The organism is Pseudarthrobacter sp. R1, from assembly GCF_024494415.1.
Classification (GTDB): Bacteria; Actinomycetota; Actinomycetes; order Actinomycetales; family Micrococcaceae; genus Arthrobacter.
Genome location: NZ_JAMKFI010000008.1, coordinates 568,080 through 585,394 on the forward strand (window position 1 = coordinate 568,080; position 17,315 = coordinate 585,394).

Sequence of the window (17,315 nt, forward strand, 5' to 3'; positions counted from 1 at the left end):
GGGAGCGTTTTCCCAGCCCCCGGCCCTAGGTTACGGACTTCTTCAGCCCGCTGCCATGGGCACCGCTGCCCATGCCAGACAAGGACAGCACTGCTGCTGGGATAACCTAGAGCAGTGACTTACGAGATCGAGATCGGCCGTGGCAAGCGTGGGCGTCGTGCCTACTCCCTGGATGACATTGCGATTGTCCCCAACCGTCGTACCCGCGACCCCAAGGACGTCTCCGTCTCCTGGCAGATCGATGCCTACCAGTTCAACATGCCCGTCATCGCAGCGCCGATGGACTCCGCCATGTCTCCGCAGACCGCCATCGCGCTGGGCCGGCTCGGTGGCCTGGGCGTGCTGGACCTCGAGGGCCTCTGGACCCGGTACGAGGACCCGCAGCCCATCCTTGACGAGATCGGTGCGCTGCAGGACGAGACCAACAGCCCCGCCGTGACGGGGCGGATGCAGGAGCTGTACAAGGCCCCCATCCAGCCCGAGCTGATCACCTCCCGCCTCGCGGAGATGCGCGCCGCCGGCGTGACGGTGGCCGGATCCCTCACGCCGCAGCGCACGCAGGAGCACTACAAGACCGTGGTGGCCGCCGGCGTCGACATCTTTGTCATCCGTGGAACCACGGTGTCCGCCGAGCACGTGTCCAAGGACCACGAGCCGCTGAACCTCAAGCAGTTCATCTACGAACTGGACGTCCCCGTGATCGTCGGCGGCGCGGCAGGCTACACGCCGGCGCTGCACCTGATGCGCACCGGTGCTGCCGGTGTGCTGGTGGGCTTCGGCGGCGGCGCTACCACCACCACCCGCCGTGCCCTGGGCATCCACTCGCCGATGGCATCGGCAATTTCGGACGTCGCCGCCGCCCGCCGCGACTACATGGACGAGTCCGGCGGCCGCTACGTCCACGTGATTGCCGACGGCGGCATGGGCACCTCCGGCGATATCGTCAAGGCGATTGCCATGGGCGCCGACGCCGTGATGCTGGGCAGCGCGCTCGCCCGGGCCGAAGAGGCGCCCGGCAAGGGCTGGCACTGGGGCCAGGAAGCCCACCACCTCGAACTGCCCCGCGGTGACCGCGCAAACGTCGGTACTGTCGGTCCGCTCGAAGAAGTCCTTTTCGGACCGGGCCACCACACCAACGGAACCTCGAACCTCATCGGCGCGCTCCGCCGCTCCATGGCGACCACCGGCTATTCGGACCTGAAGGAATTCCAGCGGGTCGACGTCGTGGTTTCCCCCTACTCAGGGAACTGACGCGCGGCTGCGCTAATCGCTCCCTGGCGCCCTGCCGCCCTGCCGCCCTGCCGCCCTGCCGCCCTGCCCAAGCGTGCCGCAACGAAGTAGTGTGGTCTCACGACCGGGACTAGTGGCACTGGAGGCGTTCGATGAAGAGTGTTCCTGCTAACGGCGGGGCCCTGGGCCCCGCAGCCAGGGAAGCAGCCATTCAGCGGCTGCGTGCAACCGCTGAGCCAGGACAGGAACTGGACATCCTGATTGTCGGCGGCGGCATCGTGGGCACCGGTGCAGCCCTTGACGCAGTTACCCGCGGATTGGACGTAGGGATTGTCGAGGCCAACGACTGGGCTGCCGGGACGTCCTCCAGGTCTTCAAAGCTCATCCACGGCGGCCTGCGCTACCTGGAAATGCTCGACTTTGGCCTGGTCAAGGAGGCGTTGCAGGAGCGCGGGCTGCTGCTCTCCGAACTCGCGCCGCACCTGGCCCGGCCGGTGCCGTTCCTGTATCCGCTGACCAGGCCGTTCCTCGAGCGCCCCTACGTGGGGGCCGGCATTGCGCTCTACGACGCCATGTCCGTCTCCAGCGGCCACAGCAGGGGAGTGCCGTTCCACAAACATCTCAGCAGGCGCGGTACGCTGCGGGCGGCGCCAAGCCTGAAGGACGATGCTTTTGTCGGCTCCATCCGGTACTACGACGGCCAGGTGGACGACGCGAAATACTGCGCCAACCTCATCCGGACCGCTGCCCACTACGGCGCCCATGCGGTGAACCAGATGGCTGTGGTGGACTTCCTGCGTGAAGGTGAACGCGTAGTGGGGGCCAAAGTGGTCAACCATGAGGACGGGACGCAGTTCAACATCAAGGCCAAACAGGTCATCAATGCCACCGGAGTCTGGACCGATGAAACCCAGGCCATGGTCACCGAGCGCGGCCAGCTGAAGGTCCGGGCCTCCAAGGGAATCCACCTGGTGGTTCCGCGGGACCGTTTCCAGTCCACCGTGGGCCTGATCCTGCGCACCGAAAAGTCGGTCCTGTTTGTCATTCCCTGGGGGCGGCACTGGATCATCGGCACCACGGACACTGACTGGCACCTGGACAAAGCCCACCCCGCCGCGTCCAGCAAGGACATCGACTACATCCTGGAACACGTCAACAAGGTCCTGAAGCGCCCGCTCACCCGCGAAGACGTGGAAGGTGTGTACGCCGGCCTGCGTCCGCTGCTGGCCGGCGAAAACGACTCCACCGCCAAGCTGTCGCGGGAGCACGTGGTGGCACACCCCGTGCCCGGCCTGGTGGTGGTGGCCGGCGGAAAGTGGACCACCTACCGGGTCATGGCCAAGGACGCAGTGGATGAGGCAACCCGGACCATGGACGAGCGGGTACCTCCCAGCTGCACGGAAACCATCCCGCTGCTGGGGGCGAGCGGCTACAAGGCCGCCTGGAACCGCCGGAACCGCACGGCGGAGGAATCAGGCGTCCACGTGGCCCGGATTGAGCACCTCCTCAACCGTTACGGGTCCCTGACGCCCGAGGTGCTGGCCATCATCGCAGAGAACCCTGCCCTTGCCGAACCCATTCCCGGCGCCGATGACTACCTGCAGGCAGAGGCGGTGTACGCGGCAAGCCACGAAGGCGCCCGCCATGTCAACGACGTCCTGACCCGGCGGACCAGGATTTCCATCGAGGCCTGGGACCGAGGTGTGTCCGCCGTGCCGGTAGTCGCTAAACTGATGGGTGACGTCCTTGGCTGGAGCGACGCCCAACGTGAAAATGAGGTCAGGCACTACATTGCACGGGTGGAGGCGGAACGCCTCAGCCAGCAACAGCCGGACGACGAATCCGCAGACGCCGCCCGCCTGGGTGTGGAAGACATCGTGCCCTTGCGCTGAGGGATTCACGGCACCAGCACTGCTGACTGAAGGGATACGCCTTGGCGGAACCACTTGACCGGTACGATGCCGAACTCACCACCCCGGAAATGGTGATCCTGGAATTGGAGGCATCGGACAAGGCGGACGCCGCCACCCAGCTCGCGGAACGCCTCTTCGCTGCTGGACGGGTATCGGATCTGCCCGGGTTCCTCAAGCATGTCAATGCCCGCGAACACCAGCTGGCCACCGGACTCCCCGGCGGTATCGGGTTGCCCCACGCCCGCAGCGAGTTTGTGTCCCGCACGTCGATCGCCGTCGGGATTGCCAAGTACGGCCACGCGCTGGACTTCGGCGCCACGGACGGGCCCGCCACGGTGATCCTGCTGATCGCCACTCCCGCGAGTTCCTTCTCCGACCACCTCGAAGTCCTGGCCACCCTGGCCCGCTCACTTTCCAAGGAGTCTTTCCGCGAATCGCTGCGCCGTGCTTACGACGCCGAAGTGATCGCGGAGCTCATCAATTCCAGCCTGGTGTTTTTCGACCACTGACGCCTGGGCCGTTGCGCCCATTCCCGCCGGCTCCTGCCGCTGGACAGGACCCCCCGGCACCGGGCGTTTAGTTGTTCTACAGCGGGACGAAGTACGGTTAAGACGTGTGGAAAACAGCCTTTAAACCTCGATGGATTGCAGGTTTCATCTTCGCGATCGCCATTTCCGGGGTCTTCGTGCTGCTGAGCCAATGGCAGTTCGGGCGCTCCACCCAGCCGGAAGTGCCGGCCAACCCCGCCACCGAGCAGGTGCAGCCGCTGATCCAAACGCTTCAGCCCGGCGACTTCTTCCACGGTTCCGACGCCGACCAGATGGTCAGCGCGCAGGGAACCTATGACCCGGCCAAGCAGGTCCTGGTCCCGGGCCGCCTGCACGGCGGCAAAACCGGCTACTGGGTAGTCTCCGCCTTCGCCGTCAAAGGCGCGCCCACCCTCAGCGGCGTTGCCGCCTCACCCCAAACCTGGATCCCCGTCGCGAGGGGATGGGTGGCGGACCCCGCGGACGCGCCGGCCCCGCCGTCGGGCATTGTTGAACTCACCGGCCGGCTGCTCCCGTCCGAGCCGCCCGTGGCAGGAACGGCAGCCGCCCCCGGCGAGGCCACAGCAGTCTCGGTGGCAGAGCTGATCAACTACTGGGAAATCAGCAGTTATCCGGGCTTCGTCGCCGCCACTGCCGAAATCGCGGATGGGGCGGACGTCAGCCCTGCAGCAGTACCGGGAGACCTCCTTCCCCTGCAGATCGGCCCGCAGCCGCCGGCCCAGCAGATCAACTGGCTCAACCTCTTCTACTCCCTTGAGTGGGTTGTCTTCGCCGGCTTTGCCCTCTTCATCTGGTGGCGGCTGGTCAAGGACGACTACCACCGGGATCTTGAGGAAGACCTTGATGACGACGAGGACGATGCCACCGTCCCTGAAGAAACCCACCCTGAACAGAACCAGCAAAAGGTAGAGCCATGATTGATCCAAAACCGGCCACCCCCGCCCCTGCCGCAGGCACCAACGCAGGCACCAACACAGGCAGCAAAACTGCCGGCAAGGGATCCGGCAAGAAGCGCCGTTTTGGCGGTACTGAAGCGCAGATCCGCTCCGCCCTGAAGTTCTACAAGGTCCTGGCCTACCTCACGGGCGCCATGCTGCTGCTGCTGTGTGCCGAACTGATCGCCCGGTACGGATTTGGAAAGTACCTCTTTGCCGGCGGCACCAACGCCGTCAGCGGCCAGGCGTTCGGCTTTGGTTTCGCGGATGCGGAACCGCAGGGCGTCCTGGGTGGCGTCAACCTCTCCGTCGCCGTACTCATTGTCCACGGCTGGATGTATGTGGTGTACCTCATTTCAAACTTCCGGCTCTGGGCACTCATGCGCTGGCCGTTCCTGAAGCTGATCCTGCTGGCACTGGGCGGAGTGGTTCCGTTCCTGTCCTTCATTGTGGAGAAGAAGTTCCACGCCGAGGTGGAAGCCGAGCTCGCGGCCAACCCCCAGGCACCGCAGAGGTACTAAGCAGCCGCTGGAAAGTGGGGAGTTCGCTCCGTCACAGCACAGCTTCTCAAGGTGCGCCGGTGCAACGGCGCCCAGTAGGCTAGTACGGTGACTACTCCCACTGCATCCCAGACTTCCCAGAAGCCGGTGCTGGTTGTTGACTACGGTGCCCAGTACGCGCAGCTGATTGCCCGCCGCGTCCGGGAAGCGAATGTGTATTCGGAAGTGGTTCCGCATACCTACACAACCGAGCAGCTCCTGGCCAAGAACCCCGCCGCCATCATTCTTTCCGGTGGCCCTTCCAGCGTTTACGCTGACGGTGCCCCCAGCGTCGGTGCCGACCTTTTTGAGGCCGGTGTTCCCGTTTTCGGCATTTGCTACGGCTTCCAGGCGATGGCCAACGCCCTGGGCGGCAAGGTGGACAAGACCGGGCTGCGGGAGTACGGCTCCACGGAAACCACCCTGCTCGGCGAGGGCCGCTCGGTCCTGGCGGGCATGCCCCAGCACCAAAACACGTGGATGAGCCACGGAGACTCCGTCCACGAGGCTCCGGACGGCTTTGAAGTCCTGGCGACGACGGCGGGTGCTGAAGTAGCTGCCTTCGCCAACGAGGAGAAGGGCCTGTTCGGTGTCCAGTGGCACCCCGAGGTCAAGCACTCCGCCTACGGCCAGCAGGTCCTGGAGAACTTCCTCTTCAAGGGCGCCAAGCTGGAACCCAACTGGACCACGGGCAACATCCTCGAGGAGCAGGTGGAGCGCATCCGCAAGCAGATCGGCGATGCCCGCGTCATCTGCGGCCTGTCCGGCGGCGTGGACTCCGCCGTCGCCGCTGCCCTCGTCCAGCGTGCCGTGGGCGACCAGCTCACCTGTGTCTTCGTGGACCACGGCCTGCTGCGCGAAGGCGAAGCGGAACAAGTGGAACGCGACTTCGTGGCCGCCACCGGCGTGAAGCTCTACGTGGCCAACGAGCAGGAACGCTTCCTCTCGGCCCTCGCCGGTGTCAGCGATCCGGAAACCAAGCGCAAGATCATCGGCCGCGAATTTATTCGCGCCTTCGAAGAGGCAGAACTTGCCATCATCGCCGAGGCAGCCGCCCACGGCGAGAAGATCAAGTTCCTGGTCCAGGGCACGCTGTACCCGGACGTCGTCGAATCGGGCGGCGGCGAAGGTGCCGCGAACATCAAGAGCCACCACAACGTGGGCGGCCTGCCCGAGGACCTGCAGTTCGAGCTCGTGGAGCCGCTGCGCGCCCTCTTCAAAGACGAGGTCCGTGCCGTCGGTGCCCAGCTTGGACTGCCGCAGGAGATCGTGGGCCGCCAGCCCTTCCCGGGACCGGGCCTCGGAATCCGCATCGTCGGTGAAGTCACCAAGGACCGCCTGGACCTGCTGCGCAAAGCCGACGCAATTGCCCGGGCCGAGCTCACCGCCGCCGGGCTGGACAACGAAGTCTGGCAGATGCCGGTGGTCCTGCTCGCCGACGTCCGCAGCGTGGGTGTCATGGGCGACGGCCGCACCTACGGCCACCCCATCGTGCTCCGTCCCGTCTCCTCGGAGGACGCCATGACGGCGGACTGGTCGCGCCTGCCGTATGAGCTCCTCGCCAGGATCTCCAACCGCATCACCAACGAGGTGGAGGGCGTCAACCGCGTGGTGCTCGATGTCACCAGCAAGCCGCCGGGAACCATCGAGTGGGAATAGCATCATGAGTGGCCGGCCTCCGGTGAAGGAGGCCGGCCACTGCTGTTTCCATTACCGAAAACTCCGCAATTTAGCCTGCTCCAGTGTTGCGGTCTCTCAGTCCGGGCATCGAAGCGGCTACGCTCGAATCTATGCCGGTATGGTCCAGGGCGTCACGCGCAAGCGCAGAAAAGAAGGCAGTAGTGTCAGTTGGTCAAGGCCACCCGGAAGGCTCCGAGGAGCTCCGTAAATGGTTGTCCGGGCTCAAGCCCGTCACCGGGGCGGATACGATGCTGCGCTTCACCAAGACCCCCGAGGGCTCCATCGACCTGACGCACGCGCACCCGTCCGGCCTCGCCCAGCTCATGGCCGGGCGCAAGACCCGGCTTTCCACGCTGATCCGGGACCGCCAGCAGTACGTCGTCGCGGCCAGGGCTTCGCGCAACATCCGGTCCAAGATTTTCGAGCTCGCCAACGACCGCGGCATCGATGCGGGCTATTTCTCGGCTGGCACGGTGGTGTGGACTTCTGCGGTGGGCGGCAAGCCCCAGCGCATCTCGGCTCCCGTCATGCTCACGGCGATTTCGCTCACCGTCCGTCCGGGGGAGGACGACTACGAACTGCAGTTGACCGAGCAGGCCCACATCAACCCGGCCCTGGTGCGGCACCTGAAGAACATTCACGGAATCGTCTTTGACGTCAATGCCGTCACCCGGCTCGCCTACAGCACGGCCCGCTTCGATCCCCAGCCGGTCCTGGACAAACTGGCTGCCCTCATCCGGCCCATCCACGGTGCCGAGGCACAGCACAACCTGCTGGTTTCCACCTTCGCGGACCTTTCCGGGAACCTGGACGATCCGTGGATCAATGACTCCAACCCGCTGGTGTCCGCACTGGCCACCGCAGCAGGCGGAGAAGTGGTGGATGTTGATGAGCCGGACCCGTCCCGTTTCCCGCCGCTGGACAGCAGGCACCCCAGCGAGGAGATGCTCCTGCTGGACGCGGACATCGACCAGCAGTACGTGATCGATGCCGCCCGCGCCGGTGATTCCCTTGTGGTCAGCAGCCCACCGGGCACCGGCCAGACCCAAACGGCCATCAACACCATCGGCGCCCTGGTGGACGCCGGAAAAACGGTCCTGGTAGTAGGCGACCGCCGCGCCAGCCTCAATGAAGTGTCCGCGCAACTGGAGAGCCTTGGCCTTGAGTCCATCCTGTTCCAGCTGTCCGGGAACGTTACTCCGCAGCAGCTGAAGGGCCAGCTGGTCCGGGCAATTGTCCGGAATGAAAAATCCCTGGAACCCCAGCTGGGGAACCTGCACAACACCCTGACTGAGCACCGCCACGCCTTGATGGACCATGTGGCGTCGCTGCATAACGTCCGCCAGCGCTGGGGCTGCTCGCCCTACCAGGCAATGCAGTCGCTCGCTGAGCTGACGTCGATCCACCCGGCACCCGCCACCACCGTGCGGCTGAAACGCAGTGTCCTGGACAGCATCCGGGACCGCGATGAGCTTGCCGGCAGGCTCCGGCGCGCCGCAGAGCTGGGAAGCTTCAGCAAGGCCTCCACCACCAGTCCCTGGCACGGTGCGCGCCTCCTCACACGCAAGGAGACCGAGGAAGCCCAGGACCTGGTCCGCTCCGTTGAGAAGAGCCTGCCGGCCCTGCGGGAACGCATGAACGCCGTGGCGGAGCACGCCGAGATCCGGCTGGGCGCTTCCTTCGCCGAATGGGGCGAACAACTCGAGCTCCTGGTGGCCGTACGGGGGAGCCTGGACAATTTCACCCCCGACATCTTCGACCGCCCGGTCACCGACCTCATTTCGGCCACGGCGCCGTCGGCCTGGCGCCGTGAGCGGGGCATCGAGATGACCTCCATGCAGCGGTCACGCCTGCGCAGGGTCGCCAAGGAATACGTCCGGCCCGGCGTCCACATCGCCGACCTCCACAGCTCCCTGGTCCTTGTCCAGGAACAGCGTGCACTGTGGGCGGGCTATGCCACCACACAGCGCCACCCGGCGGTGCCGTCCGGACTTGCCGAAATCAGCATGATGTACCGGGCACTGGAACGCGAACTGGCCCAGCTGGGCGAGGCGCTCCGGCACACGGAGGCCGGCGGCTCGCTGACCACGGTCCGCTATGAAGAGCTGATGGAACGGCTCGAGCGGCTTGTGGCGGACACCGACACCCTCAAAACGCTGCCCGAGCGCACCCTCCTGGTGGAGAACATGCGCGAGCACGGGCTGGGGGAGCTCCTGGCAGACCTCGCGGAGCGGGAGGTTCCGGCAGGCTCGGTCGCAGCGGAACTCGAACTCGCCTGGTGGCAGTCGGCGCTGGAAGCCATGATCAGCGGGGACGATTACCTCGCCATGTCCGACGGCGACGCCCTGCGGCAGCTGGAGGCCGAGTACCGGCTGGCTGACAATGCGCACATCGCCAGCGGCGCTGCCCGCCTTCGCTGGGACCTGGCGGAACGGTGGCGGGCCGGCATCGCTGCCCACCCCCGCCAGGCCGACCTCCTGCGCAGCCTCCTGAAGGACGGCAGGGTGTCCCTGCCAGCGCTGACTGCACAGGCTCCGGACCTGATCGGCACCCTCGTTCCGGTCTGGTCCGTCAGCCCGTACCTGATGACCGGCCTGCTGCCCGCGGAGCAACACTTCGACGCGGTGGTCATCCTGGACGCCGAAGCGACGTCGCTCCAGGCGGTGCTGCCATCTATCGCCCGTGCCCGCCAGGTCATCGCCTTCGGCGACGCCATGATTGCCAGCCCCCGAACCTTTACCGTGGGCGTAGAGCGGCTGGCCGCAGGCGAGACGGCACACCACCGGGTGGAGAGTGCTTTCAAAGCGCTGTCTGCCGTGCTCCCCGTGTGGCGGCTCAACTTCGTCTACCGGGCGGTGGACGAGGACCTGGTCCTCCAGCTCAGCAAGAACTTTTACGACGGCGCCCTGCGCCGCCTTCCGGAGGGCCAGTCGGCTACCGGCCTGGACCGGTCCCTGCTGGTGGAGTACCTGCCGGACGGCACCGGGCTGCCAAGCGCGGACCACGAAGGCGTGGAGTCCGTCGTGGCCGAGGTCAACCGGGTGGTGCAGCTGGTTTTCGAACACGCGCGTACCCGTCCCCGCACATCACTGGCAGTCGTCACGGCCAGCCTCCGCCATGCTGCCCGGATCGGGGAATCCATCCGGCTTCAGCTGCCCAACCACCCGGGCCTGGCCGGATTCTTTGGTGCCGGACCGGAGTCCTTCCGGGTAGTTGACCTGGAACGGGCACAGGGCCTGGTGCGCGACCACGTCATTTTCTCGCCCGGCTTCGGCCGCACCCCGCACGGACGCGCCCTGCACAACTTCGGTCCGCTCTCCGCTGAAGGGGGCCGGGAAAAATTCGCCTTGGCCATGACCCGCGCACGCCGGTCAATACACGTGCTGACCTGCTTCCGCCCGGAGGACCTGGACCACACCCGGCTGACGCACGGCGCAGTGGACCTTTACTCATTGCTGGACCGAGAAATTTCGGGGAATACTGATCTGGGAACTCCCGCTTCCCGGGCCGCCGCCAGCGAACAGGCACTTGGTGCCGATCCTCTGGTCGCTGACCTGGGGGACAGGCTCCGGGCACGCGGCGCGCGGGTTTGGCACCAGTACGACGGTGCCATCGACGTCGTAGCAGCCGCAGATCCGCTGAGCACCATGGGCCAGGACGAGACCGACCTGCCCTGGCCGGTGGCCATCGAGTCGGACGGTACCGAGCAGTACCGCACCATGAGCGTGCGTGAACGGAGCCGGCTGCGTCCGCAGTTGCTGGAGCGCCTGGGATGGCGGTACATGCCCTTGTGGACCATAGAGGTGTTCACTGACCCATCAGCCTGCGCAGACCGGATTGCCGCATACCTGGGCCTTGAACGGGCGGTGCTGCGGGACCGGACGTCAACCTCAACGGGGTTCCTTGACGACGACGTGGACCAGGCGCTCAATGGAATCGACGCCGGAGAGCACGCACGCCGCCGGCCGCAGGAGAAAAAATTGGACAGCAAGGAGGCGGTCTCCGTGGCCCCTGAACAAAACACCAACGGCCAGGTGGCCGGGCAGTCCGCCCCTGCCGGCCCGGCCCCCGAAGACGAACAGGGCCAAGGGGACCAGGGCCAAGGGGACGCCAAGGGCCAAGGCGTGACGGAAGGGATTCTGCCCACCAAAGCCGCCGAAGACGACCCGCGGCGCTGGGGCGATGCTGACGACGACCACGACGCCTGGCTGAAGGAACAAAAGCCGCCGCACTGGGGCTGAGCGGCCGGGCCTGGGTGACGGGGCTGGCAGGTTTGCCCCGGCTCAGGGTCCAACCAGCTCAGGGTCCAACAAGGACGAAGAACAGTTTGCCCTGGGTGGAGGCCCCGGCCAGCCGGGCAGCCTGCTCTGCGCTTGCCGCCACCACGATAAGCCCGTCCGTCTCGGCGGTGCCCAGCCACTGCCCGCTCTGGCCGCCCTTGCCGGACGTCCAGAGCACGGGCACGGATGCCGCCAGGACCTCGGACGGTGCCTGCTGGTCGAAGCCGTTCGCCGCCGTCAGCACCACGTTGACCAGCTGCCCGGGCGAGACGAGCTGGATGGATGACGGATCGGCCATCCGAAGGGGCACGGCGGCCGAGCCCGGAGGCGTGCCGGCAAGGAGCCCGGGACCGAGCAGTTGGGCGTCCGTCAGGAGCTGGCCCTTGCGCAGGGGAGCCGCGAGCTGCTTGCCAGCCAATTCGCTTTCTTCGTCCAAAAACCCCGCGGCCATCATGTCCGGCGGTACCTGTACGTGGGCAAGGTCTGAGGCCGCCAAGGCCGAGCCGGCAGGCAAATCCCTCGCGGCAGCCAGGGCTGTGACGGTGTGGACCGGCGCGGGAGTGAGCTGATGGACGGTGATTGCAGCCGCCGCGCAAAGCAGCAACGCCACAGCTAGCCGGCGGTTCCGGCTCAGCCACCCGCCAAAGCGGACCGCTGCGGGCCGGCGACCGGCGCGGCCGGAACGGCGGGGGGTGCGCGGATATCGGGAGGCAGCGCGGCCGGGGCGGAGAAGATTTGCAGGCATGCGCCTACGCTATGGCGGCGGGAATACCCGCAACAGGAGCGCGGTTCGCTATGTGGACAAAGCCGGGGCGCCGGCGTCGGATAGCCCTGCTTAGCTGGCTGCAGCAGCCGCCGGAGCGGACGCGGCAGGTGCCGCCGCGGGAGCGGACGTTGCAGCCGCCGGGGCCGGCGAAACGGTGCTTCCCTTGGAGTCCCGGGAATCGGTGCGGTAGAAGCCGGATCCCTTGAAGACGACACCGACGCTGTTGAACTTCTTGCGCAGCGTCCCCTGGCACTCGGGGCACGAGGTCAAAGTACTGTCCGAGAACGACTGGACGATGTCGAAGGCATGGCCGCAATCCTTGCAGGCGTACGCGTACGTTGGCACTGGTGCTCCTCCTCTTGGGCAAACGAGAGGTCCCGTGCTGCCTGGACGGATGTCCGGTTAGCAGTCGCAGGGCCTGAGTGCTAATTCTATCATCCCCGCAGCGTTGGGCTGTGGGACTCAGTGGTGGCCGTCGAGCGGCAGGAACCCGGACGGCGCCAGGATGGCGGGGACGGGGCGGTCGAACTCCTCCTCGGGGATCTCGCCGGCGGGGAGCAGTTCTTCGTCATAGATAACGGCAGCCAGTGGGATGTTCTTCCCTGCGGTGGCAAGATGGCCCAAAAACTTGTCGTAGTACCCTCCGCCTTGCCCAACGCGGTTGCCTGAAAGGTCGACGGCGGTGGCCGGGATAAAGAGAGCGGCTGCCGTTCCGGCCACGTCCGGCCCGTGCCTGTCGCCCTTGGGTTCCAGGATCGGGGCGTACCGGCTCTGCTCGAAGCCGGCGTCCGGGTTCCAGAACACCCATGCGAGCTCCCGCCCGGGCTCGCAGACGGGCAGCAGGACCTGATGGCCGCCGGCATGGAGTGCGCTGATCAGCGGAAGGGTGGGCGGTTCGACGCCCACGCCGAAGTAGACGCAGAATGTGGCAGGGGAACCGCCGGCGAGGGATGCAGCCCAGCCTGCGCCGTGGCGGGCGATGGCAGCCCCTGCCGCCTCCAGTTGCTGCGGGCTTAGGGCGGCACGCCGCCGTCGGTGGGCAGTGCGGATCCTGGTCTTGGTTGCCTTTGCGTCCTCAAGCACTGTGTCTTCCTCCATCGTTGCATTGCGGCGTAGTGCCCTGCAGTCACAGGGACCTGCAGCTGCCTAATGATTACTGAATGCTTGACGCTGACGTTAGATTAGTCGGGTGACTACCAGTAACCCCAGAGTTCGCAAAGCCGTTATACCCGCTGCCGGACTCGGCACCAGGTTCCTGCCCGCCACCAAGGCCATGCCCAAGGAAATGCTTCCGGTCGTGGACAAGCCTGCCATCCAGTATGTGGTTGAGGAAGCCGTAAACGTGGGCCTCAACGACCTGCTGATGATCACCGGGCGGAACAAGCGGGCCCTGGAAGACCATTTTGACCGCGTGCCGGCACTGGAATCCACCCTTGAAGACAAAGGGGATACGACGAAACTGGCGTCCATCCAGGCTGCCAGCAATCTCGGTGACATCCACTACGTCCGCCAGGGCGACGCCAACGGTCTGGGCCACGCCGTCCTCCGCGCAAAACAGCACGTGGGCAACGAGGCCTTCGCCGTCCTCCTGGGCGATGACCTCATCGATGCCCGAGACGAACTTCTCAGCACCATGATTGAGGTGCAGGCGAAAACGGGAGGGTCCGTGATTGCACTCATCGAGGTGGAGCCGTCAGAGATCAGCGCTTACGGTTGTGCCGACATTGCGGAGATTGACGGCGAGGACTACGTTCGGGTCAACCGTCTGGTGGAGAAGCCGGCCGCGGACGAAGCCCCTTCCAACCTCGCCGTTATTGGCCGCTATGTCCTGCATCCCGCCGTCTTTGACGTGCTGGAGCACACAGGTCCCGGGCGGGGCGGCGAAATCCAGCTCACCGATGCCCTGCAGGAGCTTGCGTCCGGAGAGGGCGAGGGGCACGGCGTGTACGGCGTCGTCTTCCGCGGCCGCCGCTACGACACCGGAGACAAGTTGAGCTACCTCAAGGCCTGCGTCCAGCTCGCCATCGACAGCGAAGACCTGGGCCCCGGCCTGCGGGAGTGGCTGCCGGGCTTCACCGCCAGCTTGTCCAAGTAGCACTGTGCGCCCCGGCCCCATCTGGCCCGTGACCCTCGAGTGCGGCGACCTGGTCCTGAGGCCCATCAGGTACCGGGATAAAAAAGAGTGGACGGAAGTGCGCGCCCGCAACAGCCAATGGCTGGCACCGTGGGAGGCTTCCAACCCGGACCCCGCCGGCGGCCTGCCTGACTACCGGCAAATGGTCCGCTCGCTGAACTCGCAGGCCGCCCAGGCCACGGCCCTTCCGTTTGTGATCACCGAGCGCGGTTCTGCCAGCAGGAACCCTGCGATTGTTGGCCAGTTGACTGTTTCATCGATTGTGTGGGGTTCGGCCATGATGGCAACCCTTGGGTACTGGGTGGACCAGGCGCGCGCCGGGCGGGGGATAGCACCCACCGCTGTGGCCCTCGTAACGGACCACTGCTTCCGGACTTTGGGGCTGCACAGGATGGAAATCAACATCCGGCCCGAGAACGGGCCCAGCCTGCGGGTGGTGGAGAAACTGGGTTTCAGGGACGAGGGATACCGTTCGCGGTACCTGCACATTAACGGCGAGTGGGCGGACCACCGCTCGTTTGCCTTGACCTCAGAGGAAGTTCCCGAGGGGCTGCTGCACCGCTGGCTTGCCTCCAGGCCGTCATAAATCCATTGATTTGCCAGCCGCGCCACGACACACCGGGGCTAATGCGGCTGGAGCCGACATGATGCTCATACGGTTTTGAGTGTGGACTTCCCCCTTAGCAGCTCAGTGATCCTTGTGGTTGCCGTTGTGCTCTGGATTGTATGGGTTGCCCCCTACGTCCTCCGGAACCGCCGGCACCAGTTCCAACCCGCCGGCGACTTCCTGGTAGACGCCCCCGCCGATGAAACACCGGACCCGCGAGCAGGGCTGGTTTTGAAGGTCGCCGCCCAGCAGGAGAAAGCCATGGACACCAGGAAGAGCACCGGATCCACTGCGGCCACAGCGGCCAGCGCTGCCCCCGCGGGCCAGTTCCGGATCCGATACGGCCGCACGGCACTCGCCCTCGTGGGACTGGTTTCCCTGCTGACCGCGATCGTTTCTGCGGTCCTGCTGGCGTTTGGGCTGGGATCTCCGGTTCTCCCCCTGGCCTGCGTAGCCCTGACAGGAGCGTCCGTGGTCCTTCTCCGCTGGCTGGCCGTCCGGGACCGCAGGTCCAAAGTCAACGCTGCTTTCCGCTCCGCGATGACCGCACCTGCCCCCCGGCCCGCAGCCGGGCACGTTCCGCCAAAGCCGGAATCCGCGCCGGTGCGTCCGGAAAGCCCGCTCTTTGACGCGGAGGCAGGCAAGCCCAAGGTCAAACCCCTGACAGCCGTGGAACTTCGCGAAGCCGCCCTTGCCGTTGCCGTGGCTGCCGGTGATACCAGCGCAGCACTGCCGGCGCCCGCAAGCACCTGGGAGCCCGTGGAGGTGCCCAAGCCTGTTTACGTTGAGGCGGCCAAGGCCGAGCGTCCGGCACCCGAGCCGCTGGAGCTGCCGGAGGCACCCAAGGCCACCGGCAAGCCTTCCCTCAAGCAGGGTGCCGCCGCCGTCCCCGCCGTGCCCGCTCCGGAAGCGCAGCAGCTCACCAAGGCCCAGAGCGCCCTCAGCAATCTCGACGACGTCCTGCAGCGCCGCCGCGCCTGACCATTTGGTCCCGGGGAAGGTTTCCCGGGGCGGCTTCCGGGCGCCGGTTGGCATTGGGCCGGGAAAGTTTGTAGCCTAGGTTCACCGGTGCCGCTTCTGTTGACCAAGCGGCTGGTTCCGGGGTTATAGCTCAGTTGGTAGAGCGCTTCGTTCGCATCGAAGAGGTCAGGGGTTCGAATCCCCTTAGCTCCACACATCTCTGCCTGTCGGAGTACTGGGGCCCTCGCCGCGTGACGGCCGCCCTACAGCCAGCCCTTCTTCTTGAAGATGACGTACATCAGTGCCGCCGTAGCCGCCATCAGCCCGATGGCCATGGGATAGCCCAACTGCCAGTGGAGCTCGGGCATGTGGTCAAAGTTCATGCCGTACACGCCGGCCACGAACGACGGCGCAAAGAAGATGGCGGCCCACGAGGAGATCTTTTTTACCTGTTCGTTCTGTTGCGCGCTTGCCTCGTTTTGCCGGTTCGCGGTGAGGGTGCCGTCCAGGGTCAGGGCGTTCTGCAACAGGTCGCGGAACGAATCCGCCCGTGAGATCACCCGCTTCACGTGGTCCTCCACGTCGCGCAGGCTGTGCCGGAGGTCGGTTTCCACATCGTACTTTTCAAACCCCCGCTTCAGCTGGTGCATCATGTCGGGCAGGGGGTGGATGGCCCGCTGGAACTGGATGACCTCGCGGGCGAGTTCATAGATGCGGCGTGACACGGTGGTGTCGCCGCTGAACAGCTGGTCTTCAATTTCGTCGATGTCGTTTTCCAGCCCGGCGACCACGGGCCCGTAGTCATCCACCACCCGGTCCAGCAGGGCGTAAAGGACTGCCTCGGGTCCGTGCCGCAACAGGTCCGGCCGGCTTTCCAGGCGCTGCCGCACCCGTGCCACTCCGGCAGTCTCGGCATGCCGGACAGTGACTACGAAGTTTTTGCCCGTAAATATGTGGAGCTCGCCGAACTCCACCGTTTCCGTGGCATCCAGGTACCTGGCAGGGCGCAGGACGGTGAAAAGGTTGTCCTCGTAGCGCTCCAGTTTGGGTCGCTGGTGCGCGGAGATCGCGTCTTCCACCGCCAGCGCGTGCAGTCCGAACTCGGCGGCCACCGCTGCCATCTCCTCGGCGGTGGGCCGGTAGAGGCCGATCCAGGCCATGCCGCCGTAGTGCGCAAGGGTCTCAAAAGTCTGTTCCAGGTTTTCGGGTTCCGCGTGCCGTACGCCGTCCACATAAACCGCATTGTCAATGATGGTCATGGCCGGCTGTCCTTCGCCGAGGGGGTCCGGGGCATCAGGACATCGCCCCGATGATGGCACCCGACATCGTCATGGCCAGCAGGTCGTGGCCGGAATCGATAAGGGTGACGGCGGCAGGCCGGCCCGCGAAGCCGTTGTGGATGACATGGCCCCCGGCACGGAAGACCAGCGCCAGAACCAAAGCGAACCAGCCGCCCGCCAGGGCAGTGTCCAGTCCGAGCTTGCTGATCAGGACTGCCAGCAGGATGGCCGTCAAGGCCGCCGCCACCATCATGGGCACCCAGATTCCGGCACCGCCATTTATGTTCTTGAGATCGTCCTCGGTTTTTCCGATCGCGGCCATCCACCGGTTGCCCAGGACGGCAGGCATGTACCAGACAAAGCCGATGGCCATGGTGGCTATGAAGGCAAGCAGCACGGCCAGCCAGTTGATCTGTGAAACGTACGAGAGCCAATCCATTCTG

The 17,315-nt window shown here is 65.9% G+C and carries 15 protein-coding genes and 1 tRNA gene; 11 read left to right on the plus strand and 5 right to left on the minus strand.

All coding sequences use genetic code 11. The features are described from left to right. Window positions 1-114: 114 nt before the first annotated feature. The 7 genes from M8J71_RS13485 to M8J71_RS13515 all read left to right on the plus strand — a co-directional run bounded on the left by M8J71_RS13485 (window position 115) and on the right by M8J71_RS13515 (window position 11,086). Window positions 115-1,251: a GuaB3 family IMP dehydrogenase-related protein gene (locus M8J71_RS13485; protein ID WP_256248373.1), complete on the plus strand. Its 1,137-nt coding sequence runs from the start codon at window positions 115-117 to the stop codon at window positions 1,249-1,251. 131 nt (window positions 1,252-1,382) lie between these two features. Further along, a complete protein-coding gene (locus tag M8J71_RS13490) occupies window positions 1,383-3,122 on the plus strand; it encodes a glycerol-3-phosphate dehydrogenase/oxidase (RefSeq protein ID WP_256248374.1) in 1,740 nt (579 codons plus the stop codon). Between the two features lie 41 nt (window positions 3,123-3,163). Next, window positions 3,164-3,652, plus strand: a complete 489-nt coding sequence (locus M8J71_RS13495; protein ID WP_163162053.1) for a PTS sugar transporter subunit IIA — start codon at window positions 3,164-3,166, stop codon at window positions 3,650-3,652. Between the two features lie 104 nt (window positions 3,653-3,756). After that, on the plus strand, window positions 3,757-4,608 hold the full coding sequence (locus tag M8J71_RS13500; RefSeq protein ID WP_256248375.1) for an SURF1 family protein: 852 nt from the start codon (window positions 3,757-3,759) through the stop codon (window positions 4,606-4,608). After that, entirely contained in the window at window positions 4,605-5,147 is a 543-nt protein-coding gene (locus M8J71_RS13505; protein ID WP_256248376.1) for a DUF3817 domain-containing protein, read from the plus strand. The genes M8J71_RS13500 and M8J71_RS13505 overlap by 4 nt, the downstream gene beginning before the upstream one ends. Window positions 5,148-5,234: 87 nt before the next feature. Continuing rightward, window positions 5,235-6,824 carry a glutamine-hydrolyzing GMP synthase gene (gene guaA / locus M8J71_RS13510; protein WP_256248377.1) on the plus strand — a complete coding sequence of 530 codons (1,590 nt, stop codon included), beginning with the start codon at window positions 5,235-5,237 and terminating at the stop codon, window positions 6,822-6,824. A gap of 131 nt (window positions 6,825-6,955) precedes the next feature. Then, the gene (locus tag M8J71_RS13515) at window positions 6,956-11,086 is read left to right on the plus strand and encodes an AAA family ATPase (protein ID WP_256248378.1); all 4,131 of its coding nucleotides are present in this window, start codon (window positions 6,956-6,958) and stop codon (window positions 11,084-11,086) included. A 58-nt stretch (window positions 11,087-11,144) separates the two neighbouring features. Here the strand turns inward: M8J71_RS13515 and cpaB are convergent, their stop codons facing one another. The 3 genes from cpaB to M8J71_RS13530 all read right to left on the minus strand — a co-directional run bounded on the left by cpaB (window position 11,145) and on the right by M8J71_RS13530 (window position 12,989). After that, window positions 11,145-11,870, minus strand: coding sequence for a Flp pilus assembly protein CpaB (gene cpaB, locus M8J71_RS13520; protein WP_256248379.1), 726 nt, complete (start codon window positions 11,868-11,870; stop codon window positions 11,145-11,147). Window positions 11,871-11,960: 90 nt separating this feature from the next. Next, window positions 11,961-12,236: an FmdB family zinc ribbon protein gene (locus M8J71_RS13525; RefSeq protein ID WP_256248380.1), complete on the minus strand. Its 276-nt coding sequence runs from the start codon at window positions 12,234-12,236 to the stop codon at window positions 11,961-11,963. 117 nt (window positions 12,237-12,353) lie between these two features. Continuing rightward, window positions 12,354-12,989 (minus strand): 5-formyltetrahydrofolate cyclo-ligase, encoded by a 636-nt coding sequence (locus tag M8J71_RS13530; protein ID WP_256248382.1) that lies wholly within the window; start codon window positions 12,987-12,989, stop codon window positions 12,354-12,356. 91 nt (window positions 12,990-13,080) lie between these two features. On the opposite strand from M8J71_RS13530, the gene galU reads away from it, so the two are divergent. The 4 genes from galU to M8J71_RS13550 all read left to right on the plus strand — a co-directional run bounded on the left by galU (window position 13,081) and on the right by M8J71_RS13550 (window position 15,805). Next, window positions 13,081-13,986, plus strand: a complete 906-nt coding sequence (gene galU, locus M8J71_RS13535) for a UTP--glucose-1-phosphate uridylyltransferase GalU (RefSeq protein ID WP_256248383.1) — start codon at window positions 13,081-13,083, stop codon at window positions 13,984-13,986. A gap of 4 nt (window positions 13,987-13,990) precedes the next feature. After that, on the plus strand, window positions 13,991-14,611 hold the full coding sequence (locus tag M8J71_RS13540) for a GNAT family N-acetyltransferase (RefSeq protein WP_256248384.1): 621 nt from the start codon (window positions 13,991-13,993) through the stop codon (window positions 14,609-14,611). Window positions 14,612-14,692: 81 nt separating this feature from the next. Beyond that, window positions 14,693-15,613: a hypothetical protein gene (locus M8J71_RS13545; RefSeq protein ID WP_256248385.1), complete on the plus strand. Its 921-nt coding sequence runs from the start codon at window positions 14,693-14,695 to the stop codon at window positions 15,611-15,613. A 119-nt stretch (window positions 15,614-15,732) separates the two neighbouring features. Next, window positions 15,733-15,805, plus strand: a tRNA-Ala gene (locus M8J71_RS13550). Window positions 15,806-15,855: 50 nt separating this feature from the next. On the opposite strand, the gene corA is transcribed toward M8J71_RS13550, so the two are convergent. Beyond that, the gene (gene corA / locus M8J71_RS13555) at window positions 15,856-16,851 is read right to left on the minus strand and encodes a magnesium/cobalt transporter CorA (protein WP_256248386.1); all 996 of its coding nucleotides are present in this window, start codon (window positions 16,849-16,851) and stop codon (window positions 15,856-15,858) included. Between the two features lie 34 nt (window positions 16,852-16,885). Beyond that, entirely contained in the window at window positions 16,886-17,311 is a 426-nt protein-coding gene (locus tag M8J71_RS13560) for a DUF1761 domain-containing protein (RefSeq protein WP_256248387.1), read from the minus strand. Between the last annotated feature and the right edge of the window lie 4 nt (window positions 17,312-17,315).